Below are 24,179 nucleotides of genomic sequence, written 5' to 3'. Positions count from 1 at the left end.
GTGAGCGCAGCGAATTCGACAGACCTCGTGGTGTCCGCCCGGGATGTCTCGATGGTCTATCGCTCGAATCACGCCCGCCCCTACCTCGCAGTGCGCGGAGTCACCCTCGAGGTCGCGGCGGGCGAGATGCTGGGCATCGTGGGGGAGTCCGGATCGGGCAAGTCCACGCTCGCACTCGCGATCGCGGGCATCGCGGGGCGCGGTGGGGAGTCGATGCCGAGGATCTGCGGCGGTCAGCTCGAAGTTCACGGCACGCGCCTGCGTCGTGTGGGGCGCCGTGCCCGCGATCGACTGACGCTGCAGGTCGGCTTTCTGCGACAGGATGCGGCGGAGCGGCTCAGCCCGTTGCTGACCGTCGCCGAGAATGTGGCCGAGCCGATCTATCAGCGCGATCGCCGATTCAGCGTGCGGGAAGCCTCGGATGCCGTGGCGACGGTCATCGACGCCGTGCGCCTGCCCCTTAGCCTGATGAACCGGCTGCCGTACCAGCTGAGCAGCGGCCAACGGCAGAGAGTCGCCCTCGCCCGCGCGATCGTTCTGGAGCCGACTCTGCTCGTGGCCGATGAGCCGACCCGCGGAGTGGACGCGAGCGTCCGTGACGGCGTGCTCGACGCCCTGCGAGATCTTCATCGCGACCGTGGTCTCACCGCGATAGTGGTGAGCAGCGACCTCGCCGTCCTCTCCCGCATCGCCCCGAGGCTGGCGGTGATGCAGAACGGCATCCTGGTCGGGCTCGGGGACCTCGACACCCTCACGACCGCACCGGAGAACGAGTACCTCAAGGGATTGGCTCGCTCGCGCTCCGTGCTCGGGACTGCCGAGACGCAGAAGTTCCATGGCTAATCACCCGGACACGGTCCGCTTCATCGAGGACCAGCTCGGCGACCTGAACATCCGCACTCGCACGATGTTCGGGGAGCACGCCATCTACTGTGACGAGAAGGTCGTCGGCTTCATCTGCGACGACACTCTCTTCCTCACGCCGACCGACGCCGAAGCCGCGCTGTTCGAGCGCACGGTTCCCGCGCCGCCGCATCCCGGGGCGAAGGACTACCGTTCCGTGCCCGGCGAGCTTCTCGAAGACCGAGACTGGCTTCAGAAGGCCGTGCAGGCGACGGCGGATGCGCGCCCCGCTCCTCGCCCGAAGAAGTCGCGGCCCGTCGGCCGACGCCCGGAGCGCGAGTGAGCCAGCACCGCGGCGTGACGGCCGATGCCGGACGCGTTCTCGATGGCGACCGGCGCCCCGCATCCGGACCGGTCAGCATCGTTCCGGCCTCGGCAACCTCCTCCGCTGCGGAAGACGTCTTCGCCCGGGCGGTCACCGCAGGCGGGGGCGAGCTCGTCGAGCTCGGCCCGCAGACCCGGGGGCTCATCTGGCTGTCCTACGGTGGTGCGGCAGCGCTCGAGTCCACCCTGGATTCGCACCCCGCGATCGGCTGGGTGCAGCTTCCCTACGCAGGCGTCGACGTGTTCGCCGAGCTCCTGCGCTCACACGCCGATCGGCCGTTCCCGCTCTGGACCAGCGCGAAGGGTGCGTACTCGCAGCCCGTCGCCGAACATGCGCTCACCCTCGTGCTCGGCCTTCTCCGGGTGATCCCCGAGCGGGCGCGAGCCACCGGCTGGCCGACCGGTCCCAAGGTCGGACGCTCCCTCTACGGACTCTCGGTGCTGATCGTGGGTGCCGGCGGGGTCGCGCGAGAGTTGCTCCGTCTCCTCGCGCCGTTCGGCGTGAGCGTCACCATCGTGCGGCGAACCGCAGATCAGGTCGACGGTGCCCGACGGACGATCACCGCCGACGGGCTTGCAGAGGTGCTGCCCGATGCCGATGTGGTGGTCATCGCCGCCGCTTCGACAACGGGCACCCACCACCTGTTCGGTGCCCCGGAGTTCGCGGGGATGAAGAACAGCGCCGTGCTCGTCAACATCGCCAGGGGAGAGCTCGTCGATACGGATGCCCTCGTCGCTGCCCTCCGCTCCGGGGAGATCGCCGCCGCCGGCCTCGACGTCACCGACCCGGAGCCGCTGCCCGACGGGCATCCGCTCTGGACCGCTCCGCACATCCTCATCACACCGCACAGTGCGGATACCCCGGAGATGACGGAGCCGCTGCTCGCCGAGAGGATTCGCGAGAACGTCGCAGCCTTCGTGGGCGACGGCCGTTTCGTCGGAGTCGTCGACCCGAAGGCGGGCTATTGACCACCATCGACCTGCTGGTGGGCGGGTACACCGGCACCATGGGAGACGCGAAGGGCATCTCGCTGCTGCGCTGGCACGGTGAGCTAGCCCGACTGGAGTTGCTCGAAACGACACCGACCTCGTCACCATCATTCCTCGCCTCAGGTTCCGCCGGGCTGGTCTACGCGACCGACGAGTACGGCACCGGCCCGGCCGGGCGCATCGAGGCGTTCCGACGGGTTCGGGGCTCTCTGCGATTGCTCGGAGGCCAACCGACCAGCGGCGGCTTCCCCTGTCATGTGAGCGTCACGGCGGATCGCCTGTTCGTGTCGAACTATCTCGACGGCTCCATCGACGTCTTCCCGCTCCTGCCCGACGGCCGGATCGGCGAGTTGATCCAGACCCTGACGTCGCACGGGAGTGGACCCGACCCGGTGCAGGAGCGGCCGCATGCGCACTCGACCCTCGTGCGGGGATCGACCGTGCTCAGCGCGGATCTCGGCGCCGACCGGGTGCACGTGCAGGGAATCGAGAACGGCAGGCTCGTGCGCACGGCTTCTGTGGCTCTCCCGCCGGGCACCGGGCCGCGCGACCTGGCGAGGCTCGCGGGTCGAACCATCCTGCTCGGAGAGCTGCGGGGCAGTCTCTTCGCCCTCGGTGACCGCGGTGAGGTGCTCGACGCGGGCACGATCGCCGAGGACTGGGTCGAGTCAGATCACGCCGCGGGACTCGCGATCGACGCGTCCGCCCGTTTCCTCTACACGGGGCTGCGCGGCTCCAACCGCATCGCGGTGATCCGCACCGGAGACCTCAGTCCGGTCGCGACCGTCTCCAGCGACGGCGACTGGCCACGGCACCTCTGCATGATCGACGGCGATGTGCTTCTGGTGGCGAACCAGCTGTCGTCGACGGTGGCCGCATTCCGCATCGATCCGGTCACCGGCATCCCTCTTCCGCTCGGCTCGCCGGTGGAAGTTGCATCGCCGACCTTCCTGCTGCCGGTACTGTAGACACGTCGATTCAGCGTCGAGCACGAGCTGCCCAGGGGATTGCACCGCACGATTTGGTGCAACGCGTTCCTTTGGTAAAGTGGTCAAGCTGTTTCAGCAATCCTCGATAGCTCAATTGGCAGAGCATCGCACTGTTAATGCGGCGGTTCTTGGTTCGAGTCCAAGTCGGGGAGCTCGATTGCCGCACGGGGCTCCACCCCCTGCGGCATTCGTTGTTTAAGCGGTCGATGCCAATCCGTGACTACTCCCGGGGGAGTAGCCGCCCGCCATCCTGCAGCGGATGTCCCGGGCAAGAGCCGCAACTACGATCGATCCATGCCCTTCCATGGTCGTTTCGACAGCGCGGGCTGGACCGAGCGCCGAAGTGGTCGTTTCGCGGATCGGAATTTCGAATCCTGGCACGAACCGTGGCAGGAGATGGAGGCCAGCCGAGCGCGGCGCCAGAATTCCGCCGGCGCACGCAGAATGCGCCTGATCCTTCCCGTGCTCTTGTCGCTGTTCGTGCAGGTGCCTGCCGTCTTCTTCAGCGTGCGCCCCGGCAACGGCATCGTCCGCACCGCAGTGTGGACCGACCCGAGGATGCTCCTGGTCGGGCTCGGGCTCGCTCTCATCGGTCCGCTCGCCCTGCTCGCCGCCCGTCGTTTCCCCGGTCCGGTCGTGGCCATCGCTGCCGCGGCGGGGGGCGCCGATCTGCTGCTGTTCCGCACCTCAGACCATCCGCCGTACCTGGCGCTCGCCTTCGCCGTCGTGTCCGCTGTGGTGCGCGGCGCCCGAAGCTGGGCCTGGATTTCGGTGTCCGCGGCCTGGCTCCTCGCCCTCGCCGTATCGCTGATCGCGGGTCTCGACGTCTCGCCGCCGCGAATCGCGGCCGTGACGCTCGGAATTCTCATCGTGCTCGGCGTGGGAGAGAGCGTGCGAACGCGCCGCGAGCAGTATTCGGAGATCTCACGCCGCATCGCCGAGCGCAAGCAGTCCGAGGTGCAGGCCGAACGGGTGCGCATCGCCCGTGAGCTTCACGATGTGCTCGCGCATTCCCTCAGCCAGATCAATGTGCAGGCCGGTGTGGGGCTCCATCTCATGGACAAACAGCCCGAGAAGGCCAAGGCGGCCCTGGCGAGCATCAAAGAGTCCAGCAAGACGGCCCTGGACGAAGTGCGGTCGGTGCTCGGTATCCTTCGCGCCGAAGGGGGAGCGGATCCCAGTGCGCCGCTCGTTCCGGAGCCCGATCTCTCGCGGCTCGGCGGCCTCGCCGCGTCGATCGCCGACCAGGGCGTCGCCGTCGAGGTGCGCAACACGATCGAGAGCGTGCCGAGCGCCGGCACCCAGCTCGCGCTGTACCGCATCGCTCAGGAGTCGCTGACTAATGTGCTGCGTCACGCCAGGGCGACCTCGGTCACCGTGAGTGCCCGGGAAGAGGATGGCTTCTACCTGCTCGAGATCATCGACGACGGCACCGGGAGCCCACCGCGCCAGGACACCGGAGGCCGTGGCCTGCTCGGTATGCACGAGCGCGCCGAACTTCTCGGCGGCAGCCTGACCGCCGCTCCCGCCGAGGGCGGCGGCTTTCGAGTCTCTGCCAGAATTCCCCAGACAGCAGCCGCAGTGAGCTACACCAGCGCACCCGACATCCCGTCCGCCCCTCGCGGTGGACCCTCCCAGAAGGACAGCCCATGATCCGCGTCGCCATCGCCGACGACCAGCAACTCATCAGGGGCGGCTTCCGGTCACTGCTCGAAGCGGAGAGCGACCTCGACGTCGTGGGTGAGGCCGGCACGGGCGCGGAGGCGGTTGCTCTCGTCACCCGCGAGAAGCCCGATGTCGTTCTCATGGACATCCGGATGCCCGACGGGGACGGTCTGTGGGCAACAGAGCGGATCGTGGCCAATCCCGCTCTCGCCGGAACCCACATCGTGATCGTCACCACCTTCGAGCTCGACGAATACGTCGCCCAGGCGATCCGTGCGGGCGCGAGCGGCTTCCTGGTCAAGGACACGGAGCCGGAGGAGTTGATCCGTGCGGTGCGGGTGGTGGCCGGTGGCGACGCGCTGTTGTCGCCCGGTGTCACGAAGCGCCTGCTCGAGCGGGTCGCCGGATCCCTCAAAGAGGCCCCGGACACGTCGCAGCTCGCACCCTTGACCGAACGCGAACGGGAGGTGCTCGGCCTGGTGGGGCATGGGCTCACCAACGACGAGATCGGCCGAAAGCTCTTCCTCAGCCCACTCACCGCGAAGACCCACGTGTCGCGCATCATGTCGAAGCTCCTCGCGAGAGACCGGGTGCAGCTCGTGGTGGTCGCCTACGAGACCGGACTCGTCCGGGCGGGGTACCAGGAGTAGCAGGGAGTGCTCCCGGCGCAGTAGCCGAGTGCCTCCGCCGGGCAGATTCGCCGATTCGGCTTCGCGAGGAGTGTTGAGTGCAACGGTTCCACCGGCTCTCGCCACCGGGACCTTCACAGAAACGGATACATCGTGCTCGCAACACTCGCCCTCGCGGCCCCCGCGGCCCATTTCGTCGGCCCCTGGGTCGGCGGTTTCGGATTCTTCTTCCTGCTCATCCCGCTGTTCTGGATCGCGCTCTTCGCGGTCGTCTTCTCGATTGCTCGGCGTCGCCGTCGCGCCTGGTTCGCGCAGGGCGGCGGATACGGTCACCCTGGATTCGGCGGCGGCCAGTGGGGTCATTGGGGCAGCCCGTCCCGGTCGGCGGAGTCGACCCTCGCCGAGCGGTTCGCGCAGGGAGACATCGACGAGAAGGACTACCGCGCACGTCTAGAGGTGCTGCGGGCGAACTCCTGGCCGCAGCCGCCGGCCAAGTAGGCCGGCACCCGCGAGCCGGGACGGCAGCGCGCCGATCCCGGTTCGCGATAACCTCGGAGAGACAGCACGTCGTTGTCAGACCCGATGCTGTCAGCCCGAGGAGACCCGAGTGAATACCTGGCTGCAACAGCATTCGATGCTGGTGATGATCCTGCTCACCGCAGCATCCGCGGTATTCCTCGTTCTCACGGTCGTGTTCCTGGTGCTCTGGATCCGCGCCGCCCGTGGCCGCCGCCGCCAGTACTTCGCCCGCGTCGACGCCGAGCGCGACAATCTCGACCTCGAAGCATCACTTCAAGAGCAACTCGGAAAGCTGCGCATCGTGCGCGAACTCCACGAGGTGGCGATCCATTCTGTCTCCACGATCGTGAGCCAGGCGGATGGCGCCCAGTATGCCGCGACCTCGGATGCCGGCGCGGCGGTGCGTGCCTCCGCGACCATCGCCGAGGCCGCCCGGTCGACTCTCGCCGATCTTCGTCGCGTGATGACCGTGGTGGGTGGGTCTGTCGACGAATCCTTGCCAGAGCCACGCACCGACATGACGCTCGAGCTCTTCGACGTGATGCGGGATGCCGGGCTGGAGATCACGGTCGTGGAGAACGGCGAGCCGTTCGTGCTCGGTGACGGGCCGCAGCTCGCCGTCTTCCGGATCGTGCAGGAGGCGCTGTCCAATGCGCTGAAGTACGGCGGCACCGGCACGCAGGTGCGCGTCAGCTCCACCTGGACCGACGAGGGCCTGCAGGTCGTGATCGACGAAGACGGCGTGCGCGCCGCCGCCCGCCGTGAAGGGCTCGACCCGGACAAGCTCGCGCAGAGCCGCACGTACACCTTCCAGGACGACCTCGACGCTCTGACCGAGGTGGTCGTCGGACCCGGAATGAGCGAGATGCGGGAGCGTGCGGCACTGTACCGGGGCATCCTCACGGCGAACATGCTTCCCGGGGTCGGGTTCACGGTGTCGGCGGTGTTCCCTTCGATTCGCTACGACAACGGCGTGCACGGCGTGAATCTGCGCGATGGCCAGGACTGAGCCGGGTCCCTCCGACGACGATCAAGGCCGGGAAGTCGCGCCCACCGCAGCCACCACCTGGAGTGGCGAGGATCGCGCCGTTGCCCGCAAGGGTGTCGCCGTCGGTCTCGCGGCCGCGGCCTACGGCATCTCTTACGGTGCCCTCGCCGTCGCCGCCGGGCTCGACGTGTGGCAGACCTGCGTGATGAGCCTCCTCATGTTCACCGGCGGCTCGCAGTTCGCCCTCGTGGGGGTGATCGCCACCGGTGGAGTGGCCGCAGGGCCGGCCGCCATCGCGAGCGCAGCGATCCTGGGCATCCGCAACGGGATCTACGGAATCCGGGTCGCTCCCATTGTGGGCGCCGGTCGCTGGCGCCGGTTGGCAGCGGCCTGGGTGACGATCGATGAGTCCACCGCCGTCGCCACGACCCAATCCACACTGCGTACCCAGCGAATCGGCTTCTGGGTCACCGCAGTGTCGGTCTTTGTCGGCTGGAATCTCACCTCGCTCATCGGTGCGCTCATCGGCAACGCCCTCGGCGATGTCCGAACGTATGGACTGGATGCTGCCGCAGCCGCTGCCTTCCTCGGACTTCTCTGGCCCCGCCTGCGCCAACTGCAGACGATCGCCGTGGCGACCGCCGCCGCCGTGATCGCCACGGTGACCACTCCGGTGCTGATCCCGGGCCTACCGGTGCTCGTGGCGGGAATCGTCGCCGTGATCGTGGGGGGATTCAACTGGTTCGGCAGTCGGAATCCCCAGCCCGAACCCCCGGGGATTCCGACATGACCTGTAACGTCTTTCAATCGGCGCCACCGGTCAGTGGGCTCCCTCGGCTCACGGGCGACTCATCATGACGCTCTGGCTCATCGTGATCATCGCCTCCCTGGCATGCCTCTCCCTGAAGATCGCCGGATACCTCGTGCCAGCATCGTTCCTCGAGAAGCCCGCTCCGGCCCGCATCGCTAATCTGCTCACCGTCGCTCTGCTCGCCGCCCTCATCGCGGTGCAGACCCTCGGTGCTGGCTCCCGCATCGTGTTCGATGCGCGACTCCCCGCCGTGGCCGTGGCCGCCCTCTTGCTGGCGCTGCGAGTTCCTTTCATCGTGGTGGTGATAGCGGCCGCCGCGACTGCCGCTCTCATCCGCGCGGTCTTCTAGGTGTGACCAGCCACCCTGACCGGCCACACTGACTAGCCACCCCGACCAGCCACCCTGACCAGCCCACCCTGACCCGCCACCCTGACCAGCCCCCCACTAGGCGCTGAGCACTTTCAAGTCGCGGAGGGCGGCACTCTTCGAAGGCATGGGCCGCGGCCGCTGGTCCGGATCGACATTTCGAGGAGGAATGAGCCAGAACCCCGTGTCATCCCGAACTATCTCCCAACCGTTGTTATGCACGAGCAGATGGTGATAGCGGCACAGAAGCACCCCATCGAGGATGTTCGTCTCGCCCTGATCTCGCTTCCAGTGTCTGGAGTGGTGGGCCTCGCACCAACTGGGAGGCCGATCGCAGTCCCCGAACAAGCATCCGCCCTGTGCCGAGGCCAGGGCGATCCGCTGTCTCTTCGAATACAGCCGCTGTTCCCGGCCCAAGTCGAGGGGGCGCCCGGCTTCGTCGAAGCCGAGCTGAACCGTGCCGGACTCGCAGGCGATGCGCTCGACGGTCTCGATTGAGATCGGGATGTCGCATCCTTCGATCCGACCGTGGCCGTGCCTGGCCTCGAGCGCGGTGCGCGTCACCAGCACTCGCACCGAAGGCTGTCGAGTTCCCACGATCCGTCGGCTCTCACCCGTCTCCGCTCCCGCCGCGATTCGTAGCAGCTGAGTGAACGCGTCGTGCACGTACTGGTCGGTGGTGCGCTCGTCCGTCGCGATCGCTGCTGCCCATGCCCTGTCGGCGTCGTCGACGAATCGGACGCCTCCTCGGCGGGGAGAGGTGAGGGTGTCGTAGACGTCGTCCCAGAAAGCCGCGGACTCGATGTCCGGGTCGATGATGTATCTCGAGAGACCATTGGGACGCCGGGTGCGGCGCACCGACCGCTCTTCGAAGGCGGCCCGCTCGCGCTCCGCGATACCGGTTTCGTCCAGATCGTCCCTCAGGCGGCGGGCCAGACGCAGCAATTCGTCTGCGTCGACGAGTGTCGCCTCGATCACGAGCAGGTGGGTGGCAACGGACAGGGCATCTGCTGTCACAGCACCAGAGCCTTCGGATGGCGCACCGAGCCCGACGCGGATCGCGCGGGCGGCGTCCACCGAGATGCAACCCGCGGCAACGGCGGCGCCGACCTCCCGGAACCAGGGCTCGGCGCTCGAAGAGGTCTCGGGCGCAGCGGACTCCCGGGCCATCGTGCCCGCTTGGACGAGTGCGGAGGCGCTGCGCGCGGTAAACCCGGTCTCATGCCGCACGAGGGCCTCCGGCGTGCGGAACCCCTCCCTCTGGGCGAGTCCCGAAAAGCCGAGCTCCCGCCGCGAACGGTGACCGATCTCGCCGGCCACCACCGCGGCGCTCGCGCCGAGTTCACGGGCGAGTTCCGAGAGTTCGCGCTGGATGCGAAGAAGATCGGGGTCGGAAAGAGTGTCGACTGAGCGAGCGCATTCGGCGACAAAGCCGACCGCCCGGCGCGCGCCAGCCAGCGACGAATCGAAGTCCCCACCCGGGGACTCGTCGAACACGTCTTCGTTATTTGCCATGTATTCATTCTCCCAGCTTCGAATACATATCTGAAGGGCTTTGTCAAATCTGGGGATAATCCGTCGGGTACATCGCTGTGGAGGAGGGGCCGCGCGGACGAGGGCGCCCTAGAAGCCCCGACGCAAAAACGAGCGTCGAGTCCCGCGAGACCTAACCCGCGCGATACGCAACCCGCGAGCCGCAACCCGCGAGCCGCAACCCGCGATACGCAACCCGCGCGATACGCAACCCGCGAGCCGCAACCCGCGCGATACGCAACCCGCGAGCCGCAACCCGCGAGAGCCCATCCGCGACACGCAACCCGTGAGACGCAACCCGCGACACCCAACCCCCGCACGCCGTCGCACTGCGTCACCAGGCGAGCTGGATCTCCGCGAGGTCGTCTGCCGCGCTGTCGACCCCTTCCGTTCTTTCGATAACGAACCCGTCTCGCCGGTAGATCGCATACGCCCGTGGGTTGTCCTGTGCCATCCGGAGTTGCGCGGGATCCTCCCTGGCCGCAGCGTCGAGGCGGGCTTGACCGATGCCCGTGCATGTTGCTCACTGCGGACAGGCGACATGGCGAGGCATAGGGGGCGAGCGGAAACTTCGGGCCTGTCGCCGACAAAGGCGATCCCAGGATGTGGCTCGACGACTCAGCGACGAACAGCCGGTCGGGAACAGCCTTGCCGCCAGAATCGTCGTCCATATCCCCACGCGCAGACGAAGGGCCGCGACGCCAGAGAACTCCAGGGCAAGAAGGTGGCCGTGCGTATCTCGCGACCCGTCCACCCGGATCGCCGCGATCACAGCCGCCTCGGAGAACCGTGGCTGCCGGATCACAGGGTGTGAAGTTCTGTCATCAGCCCTCGAGGTCGTCGACCCCTGGCATCCAACTCAGTCCGGGCTCGCCCCAGCCGCTCTTCTTCACGGCTTTCGCGGCAGCCTTGCTCGCCGCGTGGTCGAGACGGTCGACATACAGCACACCGTCGAGGTGGTCGTATTCGTGCTGGAAGATGCGGGCGAGCCAGCCCTCCGCCCTGATCTCGAAGGGCTTCTGGTCGAGATCGACGGCCGTGAGCATGGCGAGTTGCGACCGCCGCAGCGCGAAGCGTTCGCCGGGCACCGAGAGGCACCCTTCGGACTCCTCGTCCTCATCCGCCGGCCCGATCGGCACCGGGCTCACCCACAGGGTGGGATTGATGGCGACTCCGCGCCAGAGCGTGTCGTCGTCGTCCGTCCAATTGAAGACGAAGAGCCGAAGCGGCACATCGACCTGCGGCGCGGCGAGACCGACACCCGGCGCGGCCTCCATCGTCTCGAACATATCGGCCACGAGGGTCGCCAGTTCATCGTCGAATGAGGTGACGTCTGCTGCGGGGGAGTGGAGCACGGGATTGCCCGTGATTTGAATCGGGAGGACGGCCATTCGCCAAGAATATCGGAGGGCCAGCGGGTAGGGTCGTGCCGTGACGCCAGACCTCAGTGCCATTTCGGACCAGATCTCCCTCACCCCTTCTGCATACATCGGCATTCCGATCGCTCTGATCGGGGCGGTGTTCCTCGCCCTCGGAGCGCAATTCCAGCACCGCGGGGTCAACAAGGTCGATCGTCTGAGTGAAGCTCCGTCGACAGCGGGCCTCAACATCGGCCAGCTGCTCCTGCTGCTTCGCCGGCCGTCATGGGTGATCGGCACCCTCATGCTCGGCCTCGCCGTGGTCTTTCAGCTCACCGCACTGTATTTCGCACCGATCATCGTGGTCCAGCCGCTCGGTGCCATCGCCCTCATCATCACGGCGATCGTCAACTCCCGTGTGTCCGGCGTGAAGCTCAAGCAGGATGCCATCCGGCCGATCATCTTCTGCGTCGGTGGCGTCGGACTCTTCGTGACCTTCGCTACCATCTTCGCCCGGTCAAAGGAGATCACCCAGAGCCAACTGGTGACGGTGCTGATCATCCTCGGCGTGGTCACTATCGCCTTCGCCCTGCTCTTCGCCTTCCTGCGGAAGAAATTCGGCGCTCTCATCTACATCGTCGGTGCCGGGGTGCTGTATGGATTCGTCGCCACGCTGGCCAAGGTCGTCATCGACCGGGTGCACACGATCTTCATCAATGGCGCACAGGGTTTCGAGGGGCTGACCATCGCCTGTGTCGTCGCCCTGCTCGCGGCGACAGTGCTCGGAGGCTACTTCGTGCAGACCGCCTACTCCTCCGGCCCTCCCGACCTCGTGATCGCCGGCCTCACGGTGATCGACCCGATCGTCGCGGTGTCCATCGGCATCATCGTGCTGCAGGAGGCATCCACGGCCCCGTGGTACGCGATCCTCGCCTTCGTCGTGGCGGGCGCGCTTGCCGTGTACGGCGTGGTGCAGTTGTCGCGACGTCAGCCCGAAGCCGCCGCTAGGCTGTAACCGATGGTTTCAACTGCAAGGGATGCTTAAGACTTTGTCCGACACCCCGCACGACGCCCCGCAGGATGCAAAGGCTCCCCTTCGCGTCCTGATCGGTGCCGACACCTTTCCCCCCGACGTCAACGGAGCCGCGAACTTCGGCTCGCGACTCGCCGCCGGCCTCACCGAGCGTGGTCACACGGTGCACGTGGAGGCTCCGGCCTTCAATCGCAGCACGGGTGCCTTCCTCGAGAAGCACGATGGTGCGGAGTTCGTCGTGCACCGCGTCTACTCCTGGCGCTGGTATCCGCACGACTGGCTGCGGTTCGTGCTGCCGTGGCGCAGCCAGGCGCACGCCGCTCGAATCCTCGACGAGTTCAAGCCGGATGTCGTGCACATCCAGTCCCATATCGTCGTGGGTCGCGGACTCGCCCGGCAGGCCGCGAAGCGCGGCATCCGCGTGATCGGCACCAACCACTTCATGCCCGAGAACCTCATCGACCACACCCGCCTGCCCCAGTTCGCGCGCAAATGGGCCATCGGGGCGGCGTGGAAGGATGCCTCGACCACTTTCGCCTACTGCGAGGCCGTGACCTCCCCCAGCCGTAAGGCCGCCGACTTCCTCGAGACCGAGACCAACCTCGAGCACGTTCATGCCATCTCCTGCGGCATCGACGCGGCCCTCTACACGGCCGATTTCGAGCCGCGCACCGAGAATCGCGTGATCTTCGTCGGACGCGTCTCTGGAGAGAAGCACCTCGACGTGCTCATGAAGGCGATCGCCCTGATCGACCCTGCCCTCGACGTGCAGCTCGAGATCGTCGGCGGCGGGGACCAGATGAACCAGTTGAAGCAACTCACGCGCGAGCTCGACATCGACAAGCGCGTCACCTTCACCGGTTATGTGACGGATGAAGAGCTGCGTGCCTCGCTCACCCATTCGACGGTCTTCGCCATGCCCTCGATCGCGGAGCTGCAGAGCATCGCCACGATGGAGGCGATGGCCTCCGGGCTCCCGGTGGTCGCAGCAAACGCGATGGCGCTTCCCCATCTCGTGCACGAGGGCGAGAACGGCTACCTCTTCGAGCCGGGCAACGCGAAAGACCTGGCCGACAAGCTCAGCCGCGTGCTTCGACTGCCCGATGCGCAGTTGCGCACCATGAAGGACGCGAGCTTGCGCTATATCGCGGCCCACGACATTCGGCGCACCCTCAACATCTTCGAGCAGCTCTACCGCGGCGAGAAGGTCACCGATCCGGTGACGGATGCCTCCCTCGACGAGCAGGTCAGCTAGCGGTTCACGGCCCACGGTCGGAGTCGCCACAGCCTGTATCGTGGTGACGCACCGTCCCTTCCGGGCGCTGCGGGGCGGTAGCTCAGCTGGTTAGAGCAGCGGACTCATAATCCGTCGGTCACGGGTTCAAGTCCCGTCCGCCCCACCGGACACCAGAAAGCGGGTACCGGCGCGCGCGTGCATGCGGCCTGACTGCGCGCCCACTCGGATGCGAGCGCCAGTCAAACGGAGTCTTCGCCGCGACCCCGTCCAGCGCCTTCGTACGCTGCGATCGTCGATCTGCGCCCTGGCCGGCCTGTATCTGCAAAATCGCCCCGCGATGCTTCATTACAAAGCTCTCATATAGCGGGACATCCGCCCGATCGCGTGTCTACTGTTGAACAGGCACGATCCGAGAGCGAAGCCCCCAGAGGACCTGACGGTCACGCGGCCCGCCCTCGTAGAGAGTGCCATTTCTGTGTGTACGGCGGCATGGTGCCCCCTGCACAAGCCATCGTCGTCGCCCCGGGCAGCCCGCTGCCACCACGCGTACCCGCGCGCCCTATGGAATGGAGAACAGCACTGTGAGTCAACTCTGGAAGGACAAGCCGTTTCGCGGCGAGCGCCGCAGCGAGTACGCACCGCAGCCCCGCGTCGCCGAGAACGGTGCCGCCAATTCGCCGACCCTCGTGCTCTTCGTTCTCATCGCCACGGTCGGAGTGCTCGCCTACACGTTCTTCCTGCTGAATCCGGCGAATCGCGGCGACTGGCTGCCGTACACGCTGGTCATCACCGCGGAGGTGATCCTCGTGACGCAGGCGCTCGTCTCGATGTGGACGATCCTGTCTGGCGGTGTCGACCCGCGCGACTTCGCGTTCCATCACTCCCAGGAGCGCCTGTTCGACGCTGCCGCCATCGAGAGCGAGGGCACCGAGGCCCACCCCGAGAGCTGGGGAGTCTTCCTCGAAGACGCCCGCATCGGCATCGACGTCTTCATCACCGTGTACGGGGAGGATGTCGCCACCATCCGCCGCACGGCCACCGCGGCCATCGCAATGCGCGGCGAGCACCTCACCTGGATCCTCGATGACGGGGGATCGGATGCCGTGCGAGACCTGGCCGCCGAACTGGGAGCACGCTACGTGCGCCGCCTGTCCAACAACGGTGCAAAGGCCGGCAACGTCAACCACGCTCTCTCGATCAGCAGCGGCGAGTTCTACGCCATCTTCGACGCGGACTTCGTGCCGAAGGAGGACTTCCTCTATGAGACCGTGCCCTTCTTCATCGACAGCAACGTCGCCTTCGTGCAGACCCCGCAGACCTACGGCAACATCAAGAACCTGGTCTCGAGCGGTGCGGGCTTCATGCAGTCGGTGTTCTACCGTTTCATCCAGCCCGGTCGCAACCGGTTCAACGCCGCCTTCTGTGTCGGTACCAACGTGATCTTCCGGCGTGAGGCCATCAACGACATCGGGGGCATGTTCACCGACTCGAAGTCGGAAGACGTCTGGACCTCCCTCATGCTGCACGAGAACGGCTGGCGCTCGGTCTACATCCCGGTGACCCTTGCGGTCGGAGACGCCCCCGAGACCGTCGAGGACTACACCAAACAGCAGCTGCGCTGGGCATCCGGCGGTTTCGAGATCCTGATGCGTCACAACCCGCTCAACCCGCGCCGCCGGCTCACCATGGACCAGCGCCTGCAGTACACCGTCACGGCCATTCACTACCTCGTGGGAATCACGCCGCTGCTGCTGCTGATGGTGCCCCCGCTCGAGATCTACTTCGACCTCCGGCCGGTGAACCTCACCGTCACCTGGCTCACTTGGCTGCTCTTCTACCTCGGCTTCTACGGCCTTCAGATCCTGCTCGCATTCAACACGATGGGATCCTTCCGCCCGGCGACCCTCGTCATGGCCACAGTGTCCTTCCCCATCTACATTCGTGCGTTCATCAATGTCTTCTCGGGGCGTGAGCAGAAGTGGCACGTCACCGGGGCGGCCGGCAAGCGGGTGTCACCGTTCAATTTCATGATCCCGCAGGTGCTCATGTTCGCCTTCCTGCTTCTCACCTCCGTCGTGGCCGTGATGAAGGATGTCGGACACGGCACGATCACCCTCGCCACGGCCTGGAACCTCACGAGCACACTCGTCTTCGCGGTGTTCATCGGAGCGGCTCTGAAGGAGTCGCACCGCGCCCGCGTGGCGGTGCCCGCCCGGCCCCAGCTCAATCCCGCCTTCGCCCGGGTGCCGCGTTCCGCGGCTCGCCCCACAACCCGCGCCATCCCGGTGCATCGCGTCGCGACCGGCAGTGAGGCCGCGACCTCCGAAGTCTTCAACTCGAAAGGAATGGTGACCCGATGACCTGGGGAAACCGATTCCGCCTCCTTGGCGGACTGATGCTCGTGCTCGCCGTCGTGGCGGGTGCAACCCTCGTGCTCAACCAGCGAGAGAACCAGGTGGCGAGCGGATCCGCCTCGCTCAACGCCATCTCCTATTCCGTGGGGTCCGACTACTCGGGATCCGTCATCGCGGCCTCCGTCAACGCGGGCGACCCGGTGAAGAAGGGCGACCCGCTCATGACCATCCAGAGCGCGACCCTGCTGAGAGACCTCTCGTCTCCGAAGACCTCGCCGGTCAGCACCGCTTATACGACCTCGACCGACGGCACCCTCACCCTCACCGCCACCGAGCCCGGCATAGTCTCGAGCGTCAAGGCCCAGGTCGGCGGCCTCGTCGGCGCGGGTCAGCCATTGGCCACGATCGACCGCACCGGTCCGCTGTTCGTGCTGGCCAAGTTCCGGGTCGATTCCTACGACTTCGCCCGAATCGAGAAGAACGGGCGCGTCGAGATCGTGCTTCCCAACCACCAGCGCATCTCGGGCATCGTCTCCGATGTCAAGGTGCAGACGGTCGGCGGGGAGGCGGATGCCGAGATCAAGGTCACGAGCAAAGACCTGATCGCCGGCAGAAACGACGGCCTCGTCGAGCCGGGAACCCCGGTGACCGCAATCCTGCACCTCCGCGATGATGGACCGCTTGCCGGCGTGAAGGACTCGTTCTTCTCGCTCCTCGAGCAGATCGGAATTTGATGACCCGCTCCACGAAGACCACCCTCCTCCGCACCACCGGCCTCCTCGCGGCCGGCGTGATCGTCTCACTCGTCGCCGCGTGCAGCGGACCCGGCACGACAGCGGGGTCGCCGAGCACGCAGGTGCTGTCCGACAGCTCTGTCGGTTCGACCATCGCCAAACTTCCGCACAAGACCGTCGGCGAGGTGCCGGTGAGTCGACTCGCACACGGGCTCGCGCCGCCGACGAACCGCTGGTTCTCCGGACTCGTCTTCGGCGAGCATCCGCTTCCCGTCTTCCCGCTGCCTCTCTCCTTCGGGCTCACCGACTCCGGGTTCACCTTCGGCCTTCCCGAGGTGACCACCACGGCGAACACCATCACGGGCGGCAACGCACCGAGCGTGACCATCGACGCCGGGGCGAGCACCAGCGTGATCACCGGTTACGACGACGCGTCCGTCACCATCGCACACAAGACGGGCTCCGGAAGCACTGTCGGCTCCACGGTGATCGCCGAGGGGTCGCCCCTGGTCAGCTTCACCGCGGCCAAGAAGCTCACGCTCGAGCTCGGCCAGAAGTTCAGCTCTTCCGGCAAGGGTGTCTTCTCCACCAAGGTCGGGAAGACCACGTACGGAATGCGCACCACCGGTTCCGTCACGAAGGACGGCACCGCACTCAGCCTGGTGGATGGTGCGACGGCCGTCTGGTTCCCCGTGCCCTCCGATGGCACCCTGTCTGAGGTCGCAGCGAACGCGCTCCCCGTCACCGGGGTGACGCTCGACTACAGCAGCGGCGGTTCCACAGCATCGACGACGCTCGCCTATGCGACGGCCAAGGCCGAGAACACCCTCATCGCGACGCTTCCGCACCAGCAGAAGTCGATGACCACGCCCGCGTGCAGTCTCGGAAGCTACCCGTCGATCTATGGCACCATGCAGCTCTGCGCGGGCAAGTCCCTCTCGTGGACGAGCCCGACGGTCGCGGCATCCGACACCATCGACCTGGGGTCGCTCGACGCGGCCAAGAAGGCGCAACTCACCACGGCGCTGGCGCAGGATGTTGCGGGCACCGCCGCGCTCCCCGCCGACACATACTTCGGCGGCAAGGCCCTCTACCGCCTCGCGAACCTGCTGATGCTGGCCGACCAGCTCGGCGATACCTCTTCGGCGAAGACGGTCGGTGCGAAGCTCAGCGACGCGCTGCGCGAGTGGACGGATCCGACGCGCTGCAAGTCCAACACTGAGCGCTGCTTCGTCTACGACCCCAAGACGAAGGGCATCGTCGGGCTGGCCGCATCGTTCGGTTCCGACCAGTTCAACGACCACAACTTCCACTACGGGTACTTCCTCTACGCGGCGAGTGTCGCCGCCGCTCACGATTCGAAGCTCCGTACCGAGATCGCTCCGGTGATGAACCTCCTCGCGGCAGACCTCGCCTCGAGCGGAGGCTCGAAGTACTTCCCTGACCGTCGGGGATTCGACGCTTACGCCGGTCACTCCTGGGCCTCCGGATATTCGCCCTTCGCCGACGGCAACAACCTGGAGTCCAGCTCTGAAGCGGTCAATGCGTGGAACGGTCTCGCGCTATGGGCATCGGTGAGCGACAACAGCCGGTTGAAGACGGAAGCCTCCTGGATGCTGGCGAGCGAAGCCGCATCCGCTCGCGCGTACTGGACCGATGTCGACACCTCCGACCCGGTCTACGCGAACTACACGCATTCCGTCGTCGCGCTCAACTGGGGCGGCAAGCGCGACTACTCCACCTGGTTCAGTGCCGACGCGAACGCCAAACTCGGCATCCAGCTCATTCCGATGAGTCCGGCGAGCGGCTACCTCGCCGCAGACTCCAAGCACATCGCGCAGGGTGTAGCCGAAGCGACCTCGGGAGACTTCAACAAGCAGTTCGGGGACTACCTGCTGATGTACGAGGCACTCGGAGGGGCGGACCAGGCTAAGGCTGCACTGGCGACCGCGAAGGATCTGCCCGAGAAATTCATCGACGATGGCAACTCGCGCAGCTACCTGCTCGCGTGGATCATGACGCGCGCCTGATCACAGAGCGGCGTAAGCCGATATGGCGGGGGAGGGCGTGACCGGAGTTATTACGCCTTCCTCCGTATTCGCGCAATCACCTCCCCTTCCTCAACTTTCGGGAGCACGGTAGAGGCATGCAACGTGTTTCGTACGGGGGAGAGTCGTTCATCACCAGTGATGACGGGGCAGCGGCGCTGCTCGATTTCGCGGCGTCGGCCGCAATGAGCGCGGTGGGGGAGGTCGTCTCGCTGCCGATCGTGCTCGAGGATGGTCGCGTCGTCTCGGTGAGGCTGGTGATCGGGCCGTCCAGTGAACTCTTGACCACCCCGATCGAGTCCTCGCTTCCGGAGCCGGACACCCGGGACGCTGCGGCCGCCCTCCGTGCGCGAGCCTCTCAGCTCGGCGCCACCAGCGCGCACGCCTTCGGCGGTCCCATCTCCGGCACAGACCTCGACGCGGCAGATCCCGCGACGGGCGACCTCGAACTGTACTGACTCGAACCGAGCTGAAGGAGGCTACAGATGCCGAACGATCTGGAATGCCCGCTGTGCGGCAGTGGGTTGGAACGTCGCGAATCCGAATGGCTGTGTCTCAGCTGCGATGTCACCTTCGTCTGAGAGGGGCCGGGCCGCGAGGCTCTAGTCGGAAACGAACTCTCGATACGCCTGCGCGCTCGCCTCGAAGGCGCGGGCCTGACTGCGGGTGAGAGCGTCGAACGGCTCCGGAGTGATCTGCCACTCTCCGTTCACGACAGTTCGTCTCCACGTGCCGATCACGCGCCCGGCCGCGACGATGGTCGGAAGGAAGAGGCCGTTGGTGCCGGGAACCACCCGCTCGACGTGTTCCGACGAGAGCGCGGCGGATCGATCGGAGTAGCCGAGCAGGTACTCGTCGAACCCCGGCAGTGCGACGGTGCCCACGGCGGGTGCACCCGCGGGTTGGTCGGCGGTCATCCAGTACTCGGTTCCGTCGGCCGTCACTTCGCAGAGCTCGTCGCCGGCCGAGGCGATGCCCCGCCGCACATCCGCGATCGTCAGGCGGCCCCACCACGCGAGGTCGGCGATCGTCGCCGGCCCGTGACCCGCGAAGTAGCGCACCACAAATCGCCTCAGGTGCTCGTCACGCTCGACAAAGGGCGCCGCAGCGATCCATTCCTCGAGCAGCACCAGTCCCTGTTGCGTGCCCCTCGGTGGCCCCCAGCAGACGATTCCCCGCTCGGCGAGCAGCCAGAGAATGTGATACCCCCGCTGGGCATCGGTGCGGATGCCGGCGTCCTCGAGTTTTTGCAGCACCGCGGCCCTGGGCAGAGCGTTCCGACCGGCGAGTGTCGTCTCCAATACGGTCCGAGCGTGAGACATCGTTGCCTCGTCGAGCTCGAGTTGGCGCTGACGGGTGAGGGACGACGCGATCGTGCGCTCCGCCGTCAGGGAGAGGATCGCGCGCAGGTCTTCCGCAGCAACCATCATCAGCGTCCCGCGCAGCGACGAGGATCTCACGATGGAGCCGGACTCCATCGCGGCAAGCACGTCGCAACGGTGTGCCCCCGGCGTTCGCAGGCCGATGCCCCACAACGACTGCGCGAAGTCCTGGGACTGCGTGGCGAACAGGCGCCGAACCGTGGAAGCCACGTCTCGTGAGCCGTCCGTGTCGCCGCCGATCAGTTGACACGCGAGTCTTCTACCGAGCAGGTCTTTGCCTGAGATGACGGTGGGTGCCGCGGCCATTGCTTCAGTATGGCGGCGGCCACCGACGCCCGGTGTGCCCCCGATCCGGTGCAGAGAGGAGTACCGTGAATTGCATGATCGGATTTATTGTTCTCCTCCTCGTCATCTGGCTCGTCCTCGCCGTGCTCGGCTTCGTCATCAAAGGGCTGTTCTGGCTCGCTGTGATCGGCATCATCCTCTTCGTGGTGACCGCGATCGTCGGATATATCCGACGTGGTGGCAGCCGCACCAAGGCCTGAAACCCCCGACTTTCCGGGCGTCAATCGGGCACCGAGCCGGAACGCGCTGAGAAAAAATCGAGGCGAATGTGTTCCGTTCTTGTTACACGGGTGCCTAAAACGGGGTGGGTGCACTACAGTTGGCTGTGCAGTTGCAGTACCTCGCACATCTTGAATGCTTGGAGCTCGCCGCGGCGGTTAGCAATAATCGAGGCGAAGAGTGCCATGTTTCTTTCGGGAGCGGACGATGAACACCGCGACGAGCGGGCCCGAAAGTCGGGTTCGCGCGAAGACTCCTGAAGGAGAAAATTATGGCACTAGGAACAGTGAAGTGGTTCAACGCTGAAAAGGGCTTTGGATTCATCGCCCCGGACGACGGAAGCCCGGACGTGTTCGCACACTACTCGGCGATCGCTTCGAGCGGCTACAAGTCGCTTGACGAGAACCAGAAGGTCGAATTCGACCTCGCCCAGGGCCCCAAGGGACCCCAGGCCGAGAACATTCGCCCCCTGTAACTAAAGGTTGGCCGTAGTGGCCGAACTGGATGCAGCTTCGTGCGTCGAATAGGCGCTGTGGATGTCCTTCCTCACGGATAAGGGTGTTCACGTGCTGTGGGTACTACCCATCGCAGCTGATACTCCGAAATGAACCGGTCCCGCATTCGTGCGGGGCCGGTTTTTTCATTCCCGCTTGCCACGGATACCGGGAATGTGAGCGCGGCGGTCGTCGTTGGACCCTGTGGGTTCAGCAAGGCCAGCGAGTTCAGTAAGGCCCGTGACTTCAGCAAGGCCCGTGACTTCAGCAAGGCCCGTGACTTCAGCAAGGATGGAACCATGACCGACACCACCACCGCCCAGACGGCCACCCCGACTCCGGAGGAGGCGTACGCCACCTATCACGGGCGGCGCGAGCTCTCGGTGGTGCAGCCCACGGGCAGTCTCGCCCTCGTCAACACGCAGTGGATCGACTCGTCCCAGACGATCTGGGGCGTGCCGGGCACCTGGGCTCCGTTGCAGAAGGGCGAGTCGGGACTGAAACTGACCGCCGAGGAATCCGACAACATCGTCGTCGATGGCCTCCTCGTGGATGGCGAAGTGACGGTGCGGGGTAAGGATGCCGATCAGCCGAGCGCGATCGTGTTCAGCGACACCGTTACCGGCTTCGTGATCGCGAGCGAGGAGGGCACCTATGCACTTCGGGTCTGGGACTCGAACTCGGAAGGCATCCAGGAGTTCGGGTCCATTTCGGCGTTCGACTATGATCCGGAGTGGGTTGTGACCGGCACCTTCACCGAGCTTCCCGACGGCACGACCGTGGGGTTCGAGCACCTCAAGGACGATGGCAAGACCCGAGACCTGCCGATCCCCGGCGAGATCACCTTCTCCAAGGGCGGGGTGGACTACAACCTCGCCGCCTTCAAGGCCGGCCGGGCGCTCCAGCTCGTCTTCTCCGATGCCACCAGCGGTGACAGCACCTACAGCGTCGGTCGCTTTCTCTTCGTCGCCCCGAACGCGGATGGCACGATCACCCTCGACTTCAACCGGGCCGTGCTTCCTCCCTGTGCCTTCAGCTACGCATTCAACTGCCCGATGCCGCCCAAACAGAATCGGTTCACCGTGCCGATCGAGGCCGGCGAGAAGCAGGTTCTGAAGAAGGACGGTTCGCTGCTGCACGAGTGAGCTGCATTACGGTTGGCGCATGCTGACACTGGGCAGCCTCGTGCGGGCCGCAGTCTCCGTCGGTTTGGCGCTGGCGCTGGTCGGTTGTGCCGCCGGTAGACCGATGCAGGCACCCTCCGGGATGCCTCCTTCAGCGATTCCGGCGACTCCCACTGCTTCCCCGGTCGCGGTGAGCCTTGCCGGCATCCAGCTCACCGGCACGGCGCTCACTCTCGTCGGCAGCGACGGGTCGGTGCTGCAGCAGCTCTCCTATTCCGGCGACCCGGTTCTGGCCGTGGCAGCCCTGAGTAAGCGGGCCGGAGAGACGCCTTCCGTCGAGACCCTCGTGGCAACCTCCTGTTCCTCCAGCCAGAAGCGAGTCAGCTGGGGCGATGGCCTCTCCCTCACCTCCGTCACCGGTGCGTCGGCGACCGGATCCTCCTTCGTGGTGAGGTCTGATTCCGCAAGGACGCCGGGCGGGGTGGATGTCACCACCTCATCCGGATTCGCAGTGGGGGATCCGATCCAGTCGCTGATCGATGCGACGCCCGATGCGCGAGTGATCGGCCAGGACACCGCCGCTCAGGCCGGTGTGGAAGTATTCTTCGATCTCGACGCCACGGACGTGGGAGTGGTGGCCATCTCCGACCCGAAGACCGGCCTGATCCGCTTTCTCAGCGCTCCGGTGGGTGTCTCCCAGGACTGTTGAAAGCGAGCACGGCTCTGCCGACTAGGATTGCGCCATTCGACCAACGCTGATCGGGGGAGTCATGGCAAGCCCGTGGATCGTCGCGCGACCGAGCGACAGCTCTGAGCGGCAGCGGTTGGCCTCCGCTCACGATTCCGTCATCGCCACCCGCACCGCCGTCAGCGGCGTGCGCCGGCTCGTGCAGGAGTCCTGGCAACGGTCCCTGCAGTTGGAACTCGACCCCGATCTTCTCGGCGCGGCCATCGAATTCGATGAAGACGACCTTCACGAATACCGCAGCGCCCACCCGATGGCGCTCGCTCTCCCGACCATCCACAGCCTGCTGATCCGGCACACTTTCGATGCCGGGTTGATCGTCGCGATCGGCGACGAAGCCGGTCGTCTGCTCTGGATCGACGGCGATCGCGCCCTTCGCCGCAAGGCCGAGGGCATGCTCTTCGTCGAGGGGGCCGACTGGTCCGAGCGCGCGGTCGGAACCAGCGCGCCCGGAACGGCGCTCGCCCTCGACCACGGCATCCAGATCCAGGGGGCGGAGCACTTCAACCGCATCGTCCATCCGTGGAGCTGCACCGCAGTGCCGGTGCACGACCCCGCCTCCGGGCGCATCCTGGGCGTCATCGACATCACCGGGGGAGCGGATGCCGTCGCTCCGGCGACACTCCCGCTACTGGAGGCAGCCGTGGCCGCTGTCGAGTCCGAGATGCGCATCCGCAGACTGGATGAGCACGGACCCCGCTCACGACGCTCCAGGTCGGTTGTGGCTGCTCCGCGAGCCATCACGCCGCCCGTGCTCTCCGTGCTCGGCAGTGATCTCGGTCGCATCGTGGTGGGCGGTCGTGGTGTCGAGTTGAGCACTCGCCACTCCGAGATCCTCACCCTGCTCGCCTGGCACCCGGAGGGACTCTCCGTGGACCGCCTCGCCGGTCTCGTCTACGAACGCGAGGGATCGGTGGTTACACTGCGGGCGGAGATGGTGCGCCTGCGCAAGGTACTCGAACGGATCGACGACTCCCTCGTGCCTCTCTCCCGCCCCTATCGACTTCCCGCGCGTCTGCAGCTCGATGCCCACCGGGTCTTGGCGTTCCTCGATCGGGGTGCGCATCGCGTGGCGCTCGGGGCCTACGCGGGGGCGTTGCTGCCGACATCCTCCGCGCCCGGAATCGTCGAGATCCGCCGGGAGTTGAGCGACCGGCTGCGGGATGCACTGCTCACCGACGCCTCAGCCGAAACCCTCCTCGCGTACGCGCGCACCGACGAGGCCGCGTACGACGCCGAGGTCTGGCGCGCGTGCTTGCGGATGCTGCCGCCCAAGTCGCCGAAACGGGCGGCCGTTGTCGCCCGCCTCGAGCGCATCGAGGCCGAACTCGGCCTGCAACAAGTCGCAACCTCCGCGCAACCTCGACGCCCCTAGCCTGTCTCGAGAC

The 24,179-nt window shown here is 66.4% G+C and carries 24 protein-coding genes and 2 tRNA genes; 23 read left to right on the top strand and 3 right to left on the bottom strand.

Annotation, left to right across the window (positions count from 1 at the left end; translation table 11 throughout):
- The 11 genes from F1C58_RS09010 to F1C58_RS08960 all read left to right on the top strand — a co-directional run bounded on the left by F1C58_RS09010 (position 1) and on the right by F1C58_RS08960 (position 8,167).
- A complete protein-coding gene (locus F1C58_RS09010) occupies positions 1-843 on the top strand; it encodes an ATP-binding cassette domain-containing protein (RefSeq protein ID WP_255461042.1) in 843 nt (280 codons plus the stop codon).
- Positions 836-1,186, top strand: a complete 351-nt coding sequence (locus F1C58_RS09005) for a TfoX/Sxy family protein (protein WP_185200800.1) — start codon at positions 836-838, stop codon at positions 1,184-1,186. Before F1C58_RS09010 ends, F1C58_RS09005 begins: the two co-directional genes overlap by 8 nt.
- Positions 1,183-2,196: a D-isomer specific 2-hydroxyacid dehydrogenase family protein gene (locus tag F1C58_RS09000; protein ID WP_185200799.1), complete on the top strand. Its 1,014-nt coding sequence runs from the start codon at positions 1,183-1,185 to the stop codon at positions 2,194-2,196. The genes F1C58_RS09005 and F1C58_RS09000 overlap by 4 nt, the downstream gene beginning before the upstream one ends.
- Complete coding sequence (locus F1C58_RS08995) at positions 2,193-3,185, top strand: beta-propeller fold lactonase family protein (RefSeq protein ID WP_185200798.1); 993 nt, start codon at positions 2,193-2,195, stop codon at positions 3,183-3,185. Before F1C58_RS09000 ends, F1C58_RS08995 begins: the two co-directional genes overlap by 4 nt.
- Before the next feature lie 100 nt (positions 3,186-3,285).
- Positions 3,286-3,358: transfer RNA gene (locus F1C58_RS08990), tRNA-Asn, on the top strand.
- 142 nt (positions 3,359-3,500) lie between these two features.
- Positions 3,501-4,859, top strand: a complete 1,359-nt coding sequence (locus tag F1C58_RS08985) for a sensor histidine kinase (protein WP_255461041.1) — start codon at positions 3,501-3,503, stop codon at positions 4,857-4,859.
- Positions 4,856-5,521 (top strand): response regulator transcription factor, encoded by a 666-nt coding sequence (locus F1C58_RS08980; RefSeq protein WP_185200797.1) that lies wholly within the window; start codon positions 4,856-4,858, stop codon positions 5,519-5,521. Before F1C58_RS08985 ends, F1C58_RS08980 begins: the two co-directional genes overlap by 4 nt.
- Before the next feature lie 132 nt (positions 5,522-5,653).
- Entirely contained in the window at positions 5,654-5,998 is a 345-nt protein-coding gene (locus F1C58_RS08975; protein ID WP_185200796.1) for an SHOCT domain-containing protein, read from the top strand.
- A 109-nt stretch (positions 5,999-6,107) separates the two neighbouring features.
- Positions 6,108-7,028 carry a sensor histidine kinase gene (locus F1C58_RS08970; RefSeq protein WP_185200795.1) on the top strand — a complete coding sequence of 307 codons (921 nt, stop codon included), beginning with the start codon at positions 6,108-6,110 and terminating at the stop codon, positions 7,026-7,028.
- A complete protein-coding gene (locus F1C58_RS08965) occupies positions 7,015-7,797 on the top strand; it encodes an AzlC family ABC transporter permease (protein ID WP_185200794.1) in 783 nt (260 codons plus the stop codon). Before F1C58_RS08970 ends, F1C58_RS08965 begins: the two co-directional genes overlap by 14 nt.
- Before the next feature lie 64 nt (positions 7,798-7,861).
- Positions 7,862-8,167, top strand: coding sequence for an AzlD domain-containing protein (locus F1C58_RS08960; protein WP_185200793.1), 306 nt, complete (start codon positions 7,862-7,864; stop codon positions 8,165-8,167).
- A 96-nt stretch (positions 8,168-8,263) separates the two neighbouring features.
- On the opposite strand, the gene F1C58_RS08955 is transcribed toward F1C58_RS08960, so the two are convergent.
- Positions 8,264-9,700: an HNH endonuclease signature motif containing protein gene (locus tag F1C58_RS08955; protein ID WP_185200792.1), complete on the bottom strand. Its 1,437-nt coding sequence runs from the start codon at positions 9,698-9,700 to the stop codon at positions 8,264-8,266.
- 842 nt (positions 9,701-10,542) lie between these two features.
- Positions 10,543-11,109 (bottom strand): peptide deformylase, encoded by a 567-nt coding sequence (gene def, locus F1C58_RS08950; RefSeq protein ID WP_185200791.1) that lies wholly within the window; start codon positions 11,107-11,109, stop codon positions 10,543-10,545.
- Positions 11,110-11,149: 40 nt separating this feature from the next.
- Here def and F1C58_RS08945 point away from each other — a divergent pair, with 40 nt between their 5' ends.
- The 7 genes from F1C58_RS08945 (at position 11,150) to F1C58_RS08915 (ending at position 18,940) form a co-directional block, all read left to right on the top strand.
- The gene (locus F1C58_RS08945) at positions 11,150-12,091 is read left to right on the top strand and encodes a DMT family transporter (RefSeq protein ID WP_185200790.1); all 942 of its coding nucleotides are present in this window, start codon (positions 11,150-11,152) and stop codon (positions 12,089-12,091) included.
- A gap of 22 nt (positions 12,092-12,113) precedes the next feature.
- Entirely contained in the window at positions 12,114-13,364 is a 1,251-nt protein-coding gene (locus F1C58_RS08940; protein ID WP_185200789.1) for a glycosyltransferase, read from the top strand.
- 71 nt (positions 13,365-13,435) lie between these two features.
- Positions 13,436-13,509 (top strand) — tRNA-Ile (locus F1C58_RS08935).
- Positions 13,510-13,927: 418 nt separating this feature from the next.
- Complete coding sequence (locus F1C58_RS08930) at positions 13,928-15,706, top strand: glycosyltransferase family 2 protein (RefSeq protein ID WP_255461040.1); 1,779 nt, start codon at positions 13,928-13,930, stop codon at positions 15,704-15,706.
- Complete coding sequence (locus tag F1C58_RS08925; protein ID WP_185200787.1) at positions 15,703-16,434, top strand: HlyD family secretion protein; 732 nt, start codon at positions 15,703-15,705, stop codon at positions 16,432-16,434. Before F1C58_RS08930 ends, F1C58_RS08925 begins: the two co-directional genes overlap by 4 nt.
- Positions 16,434-18,464 (top strand): glycosyl hydrolase, encoded by a 2,031-nt coding sequence (locus F1C58_RS08920; RefSeq protein ID WP_185200786.1) that lies wholly within the window; start codon positions 16,434-16,436, stop codon positions 18,462-18,464. Before F1C58_RS08925 ends, F1C58_RS08920 begins: the two co-directional genes overlap by 1 nt.
- A gap of 116 nt (positions 18,465-18,580) precedes the next feature.
- Positions 18,581-18,940: a hypothetical protein gene (locus F1C58_RS08915; protein ID WP_185200785.1), complete on the top strand. Its 360-nt coding sequence runs from the start codon at positions 18,581-18,583 to the stop codon at positions 18,938-18,940.
- 144 nt (positions 18,941-19,084) lie between these two features.
- Here the strand turns inward: F1C58_RS08915 and F1C58_RS08910 are convergent, their stop codons facing one another.
- Complete coding sequence (locus F1C58_RS08910) at positions 19,085-20,170, bottom strand: winged helix DNA-binding domain-containing protein (RefSeq protein WP_185200784.1); 1,086 nt, start codon at positions 20,168-20,170, stop codon at positions 19,085-19,087.
- A gap of 74 nt (positions 20,171-20,244) precedes the next feature.
- Between F1C58_RS08910 and F1C58_RS08905 the strand changes: the two genes are divergently transcribed.
- The 5 genes from F1C58_RS08905 to F1C58_RS08885 all read left to right on the top strand — a co-directional run bounded on the left by F1C58_RS08905 (position 20,245) and on the right by F1C58_RS08885 (position 24,166).
- The gene (locus tag F1C58_RS08905; protein ID WP_185200783.1) at positions 20,245-20,409 is read left to right on the top strand and encodes a hypothetical protein; all 165 of its coding nucleotides are present in this window, start codon (positions 20,245-20,247) and stop codon (positions 20,407-20,409) included.
- Positions 20,410-20,699: 290 nt separating this feature from the next.
- Positions 20,700-20,903, top strand: coding sequence for a cold-shock protein (locus tag F1C58_RS08900; protein ID WP_147784641.1), 204 nt, complete (start codon positions 20,700-20,702; stop codon positions 20,901-20,903).
- A gap of 318 nt (positions 20,904-21,221) precedes the next feature.
- The gene (locus F1C58_RS08895; protein WP_185200782.1) at positions 21,222-22,067 is read left to right on the top strand and encodes a DUF1684 domain-containing protein; all 846 of its coding nucleotides are present in this window, start codon (positions 21,222-21,224) and stop codon (positions 22,065-22,067) included.
- A gap of 19 nt (positions 22,068-22,086) precedes the next feature.
- Positions 22,087-22,755, top strand: a complete 669-nt coding sequence (locus F1C58_RS08890) for a hypothetical protein (RefSeq protein WP_185200781.1) — start codon at positions 22,087-22,089, stop codon at positions 22,753-22,755.
- A 61-nt stretch (positions 22,756-22,816) separates the two neighbouring features.
- The gene (locus tag F1C58_RS08885; RefSeq protein WP_185200780.1) at positions 22,817-24,166 is read left to right on the top strand and encodes a helix-turn-helix domain-containing protein; all 1,350 of its coding nucleotides are present in this window, start codon (positions 22,817-22,819) and stop codon (positions 24,164-24,166) included.
- The last annotated feature ends 13 nt before the right edge of the window (positions 24,167-24,179 follow it).

Origin of the sequence: Glaciihabitans sp. INWT7 (assembly GCF_014217685.1) — a bacterium.
GTDB lineage: Bacteria > Actinomycetota > Actinomycetes > Actinomycetales > Microbacteriaceae > Lacisediminihabitans.
The sequence above is the reverse complement of the archived record's forward strand: the minus strand, read 5'-3'. Positions and strand labels throughout refer to the sequence as shown.

Bases quoted from the DNA above. Each gene is read 5' to 3' on its own strand.
- F1C58_RS09005 (WP_185200800.1), top strand. From the start codon at position 836: ATGGCTAATCACCCGGACACGGTCCGCTTCATCGAGGACCAGCTCGGC.
- F1C58_RS08985 (WP_255461041.1), top strand. From the start codon at position 3,501: ATGCCCTTCCATGGTCGTTTCGACAGCGCGGGCTGGACCGAGCGCCGA.
- F1C58_RS08980 (WP_185200797.1), top strand. From the start codon at position 4,856: ATGATCCGCGTCGCCATCGCCGACGACCAGCAACTCATCAGGGGCGGC.
- F1C58_RS08965 (WP_185200794.1), top strand. From the start codon at position 7,015: ATGGCCAGGACTGAGCCGGGTCCCTCCGACGACGATCAAGGCCGGGAA.
- F1C58_RS08960 (WP_185200793.1), top strand. From the start codon at position 7,862: ATGACGCTCTGGCTCATCGTGATCATCGCCTCCCTGGCATGCCTCTCC.
- F1C58_RS08955 (WP_185200792.1), bottom strand. From the start codon at position 9,700: ATGGCAAATAACGAAGACGTGTTCGACGAGTCCCCGGGTGGGGACTTC.
- def (WP_185200791.1), bottom strand. From the start codon at position 11,109: ATGGCCGTCCTCCCGATTCAAATCACGGGCAATCCCGTGCTCCACTCC.
- F1C58_RS08940 (WP_185200789.1), top strand. From the start codon at position 12,114: ATGCTTAAGACTTTGTCCGACACCCCGCACGACGCCCCGCAGGATGCA.
- F1C58_RS08925 (WP_185200787.1), top strand. From the start codon at position 15,703: ATGACCTGGGGAAACCGATTCCGCCTCCTTGGCGGACTGATGCTCGTG.
- F1C58_RS08920 (WP_185200786.1), top strand. From the start codon at position 16,434: ATGACCCGCTCCACGAAGACCACCCTCCTCCGCACCACCGGCCTCCTC.
- F1C58_RS08915 (WP_185200785.1), top strand. From the start codon at position 18,581: ATGCAACGTGTTTCGTACGGGGGAGAGTCGTTCATCACCAGTGATGAC.
- F1C58_RS08910 (WP_185200784.1), bottom strand. From the start codon at position 20,170: ATGGCCGCGGCACCCACCGTCATCTCAGGCAAAGACCTGCTCGGTAGA.
- F1C58_RS08905 (WP_185200783.1), top strand. From the start codon at position 20,245: ATGATCGGATTTATTGTTCTCCTCCTCGTCATCTGGCTCGTCCTCGCC.
- F1C58_RS08900 (WP_147784641.1), top strand. From the start codon at position 20,700: ATGGCACTAGGAACAGTGAAGTGGTTCAACGCTGAAAAGGGCTTTGGA.
- F1C58_RS08895 (WP_185200782.1), top strand. From the start codon at position 21,222: ATGACCGACACCACCACCGCCCAGACGGCCACCCCGACTCCGGAGGAG.
- F1C58_RS08890 (WP_185200781.1), top strand. From the start codon at position 22,087: ATGCTGACACTGGGCAGCCTCGTGCGGGCCGCAGTCTCCGTCGGTTTG.
- F1C58_RS08885 (WP_185200780.1), top strand. From the start codon at position 22,817: ATGGCAAGCCCGTGGATCGTCGCGCGACCGAGCGACAGCTCTGAGCGG.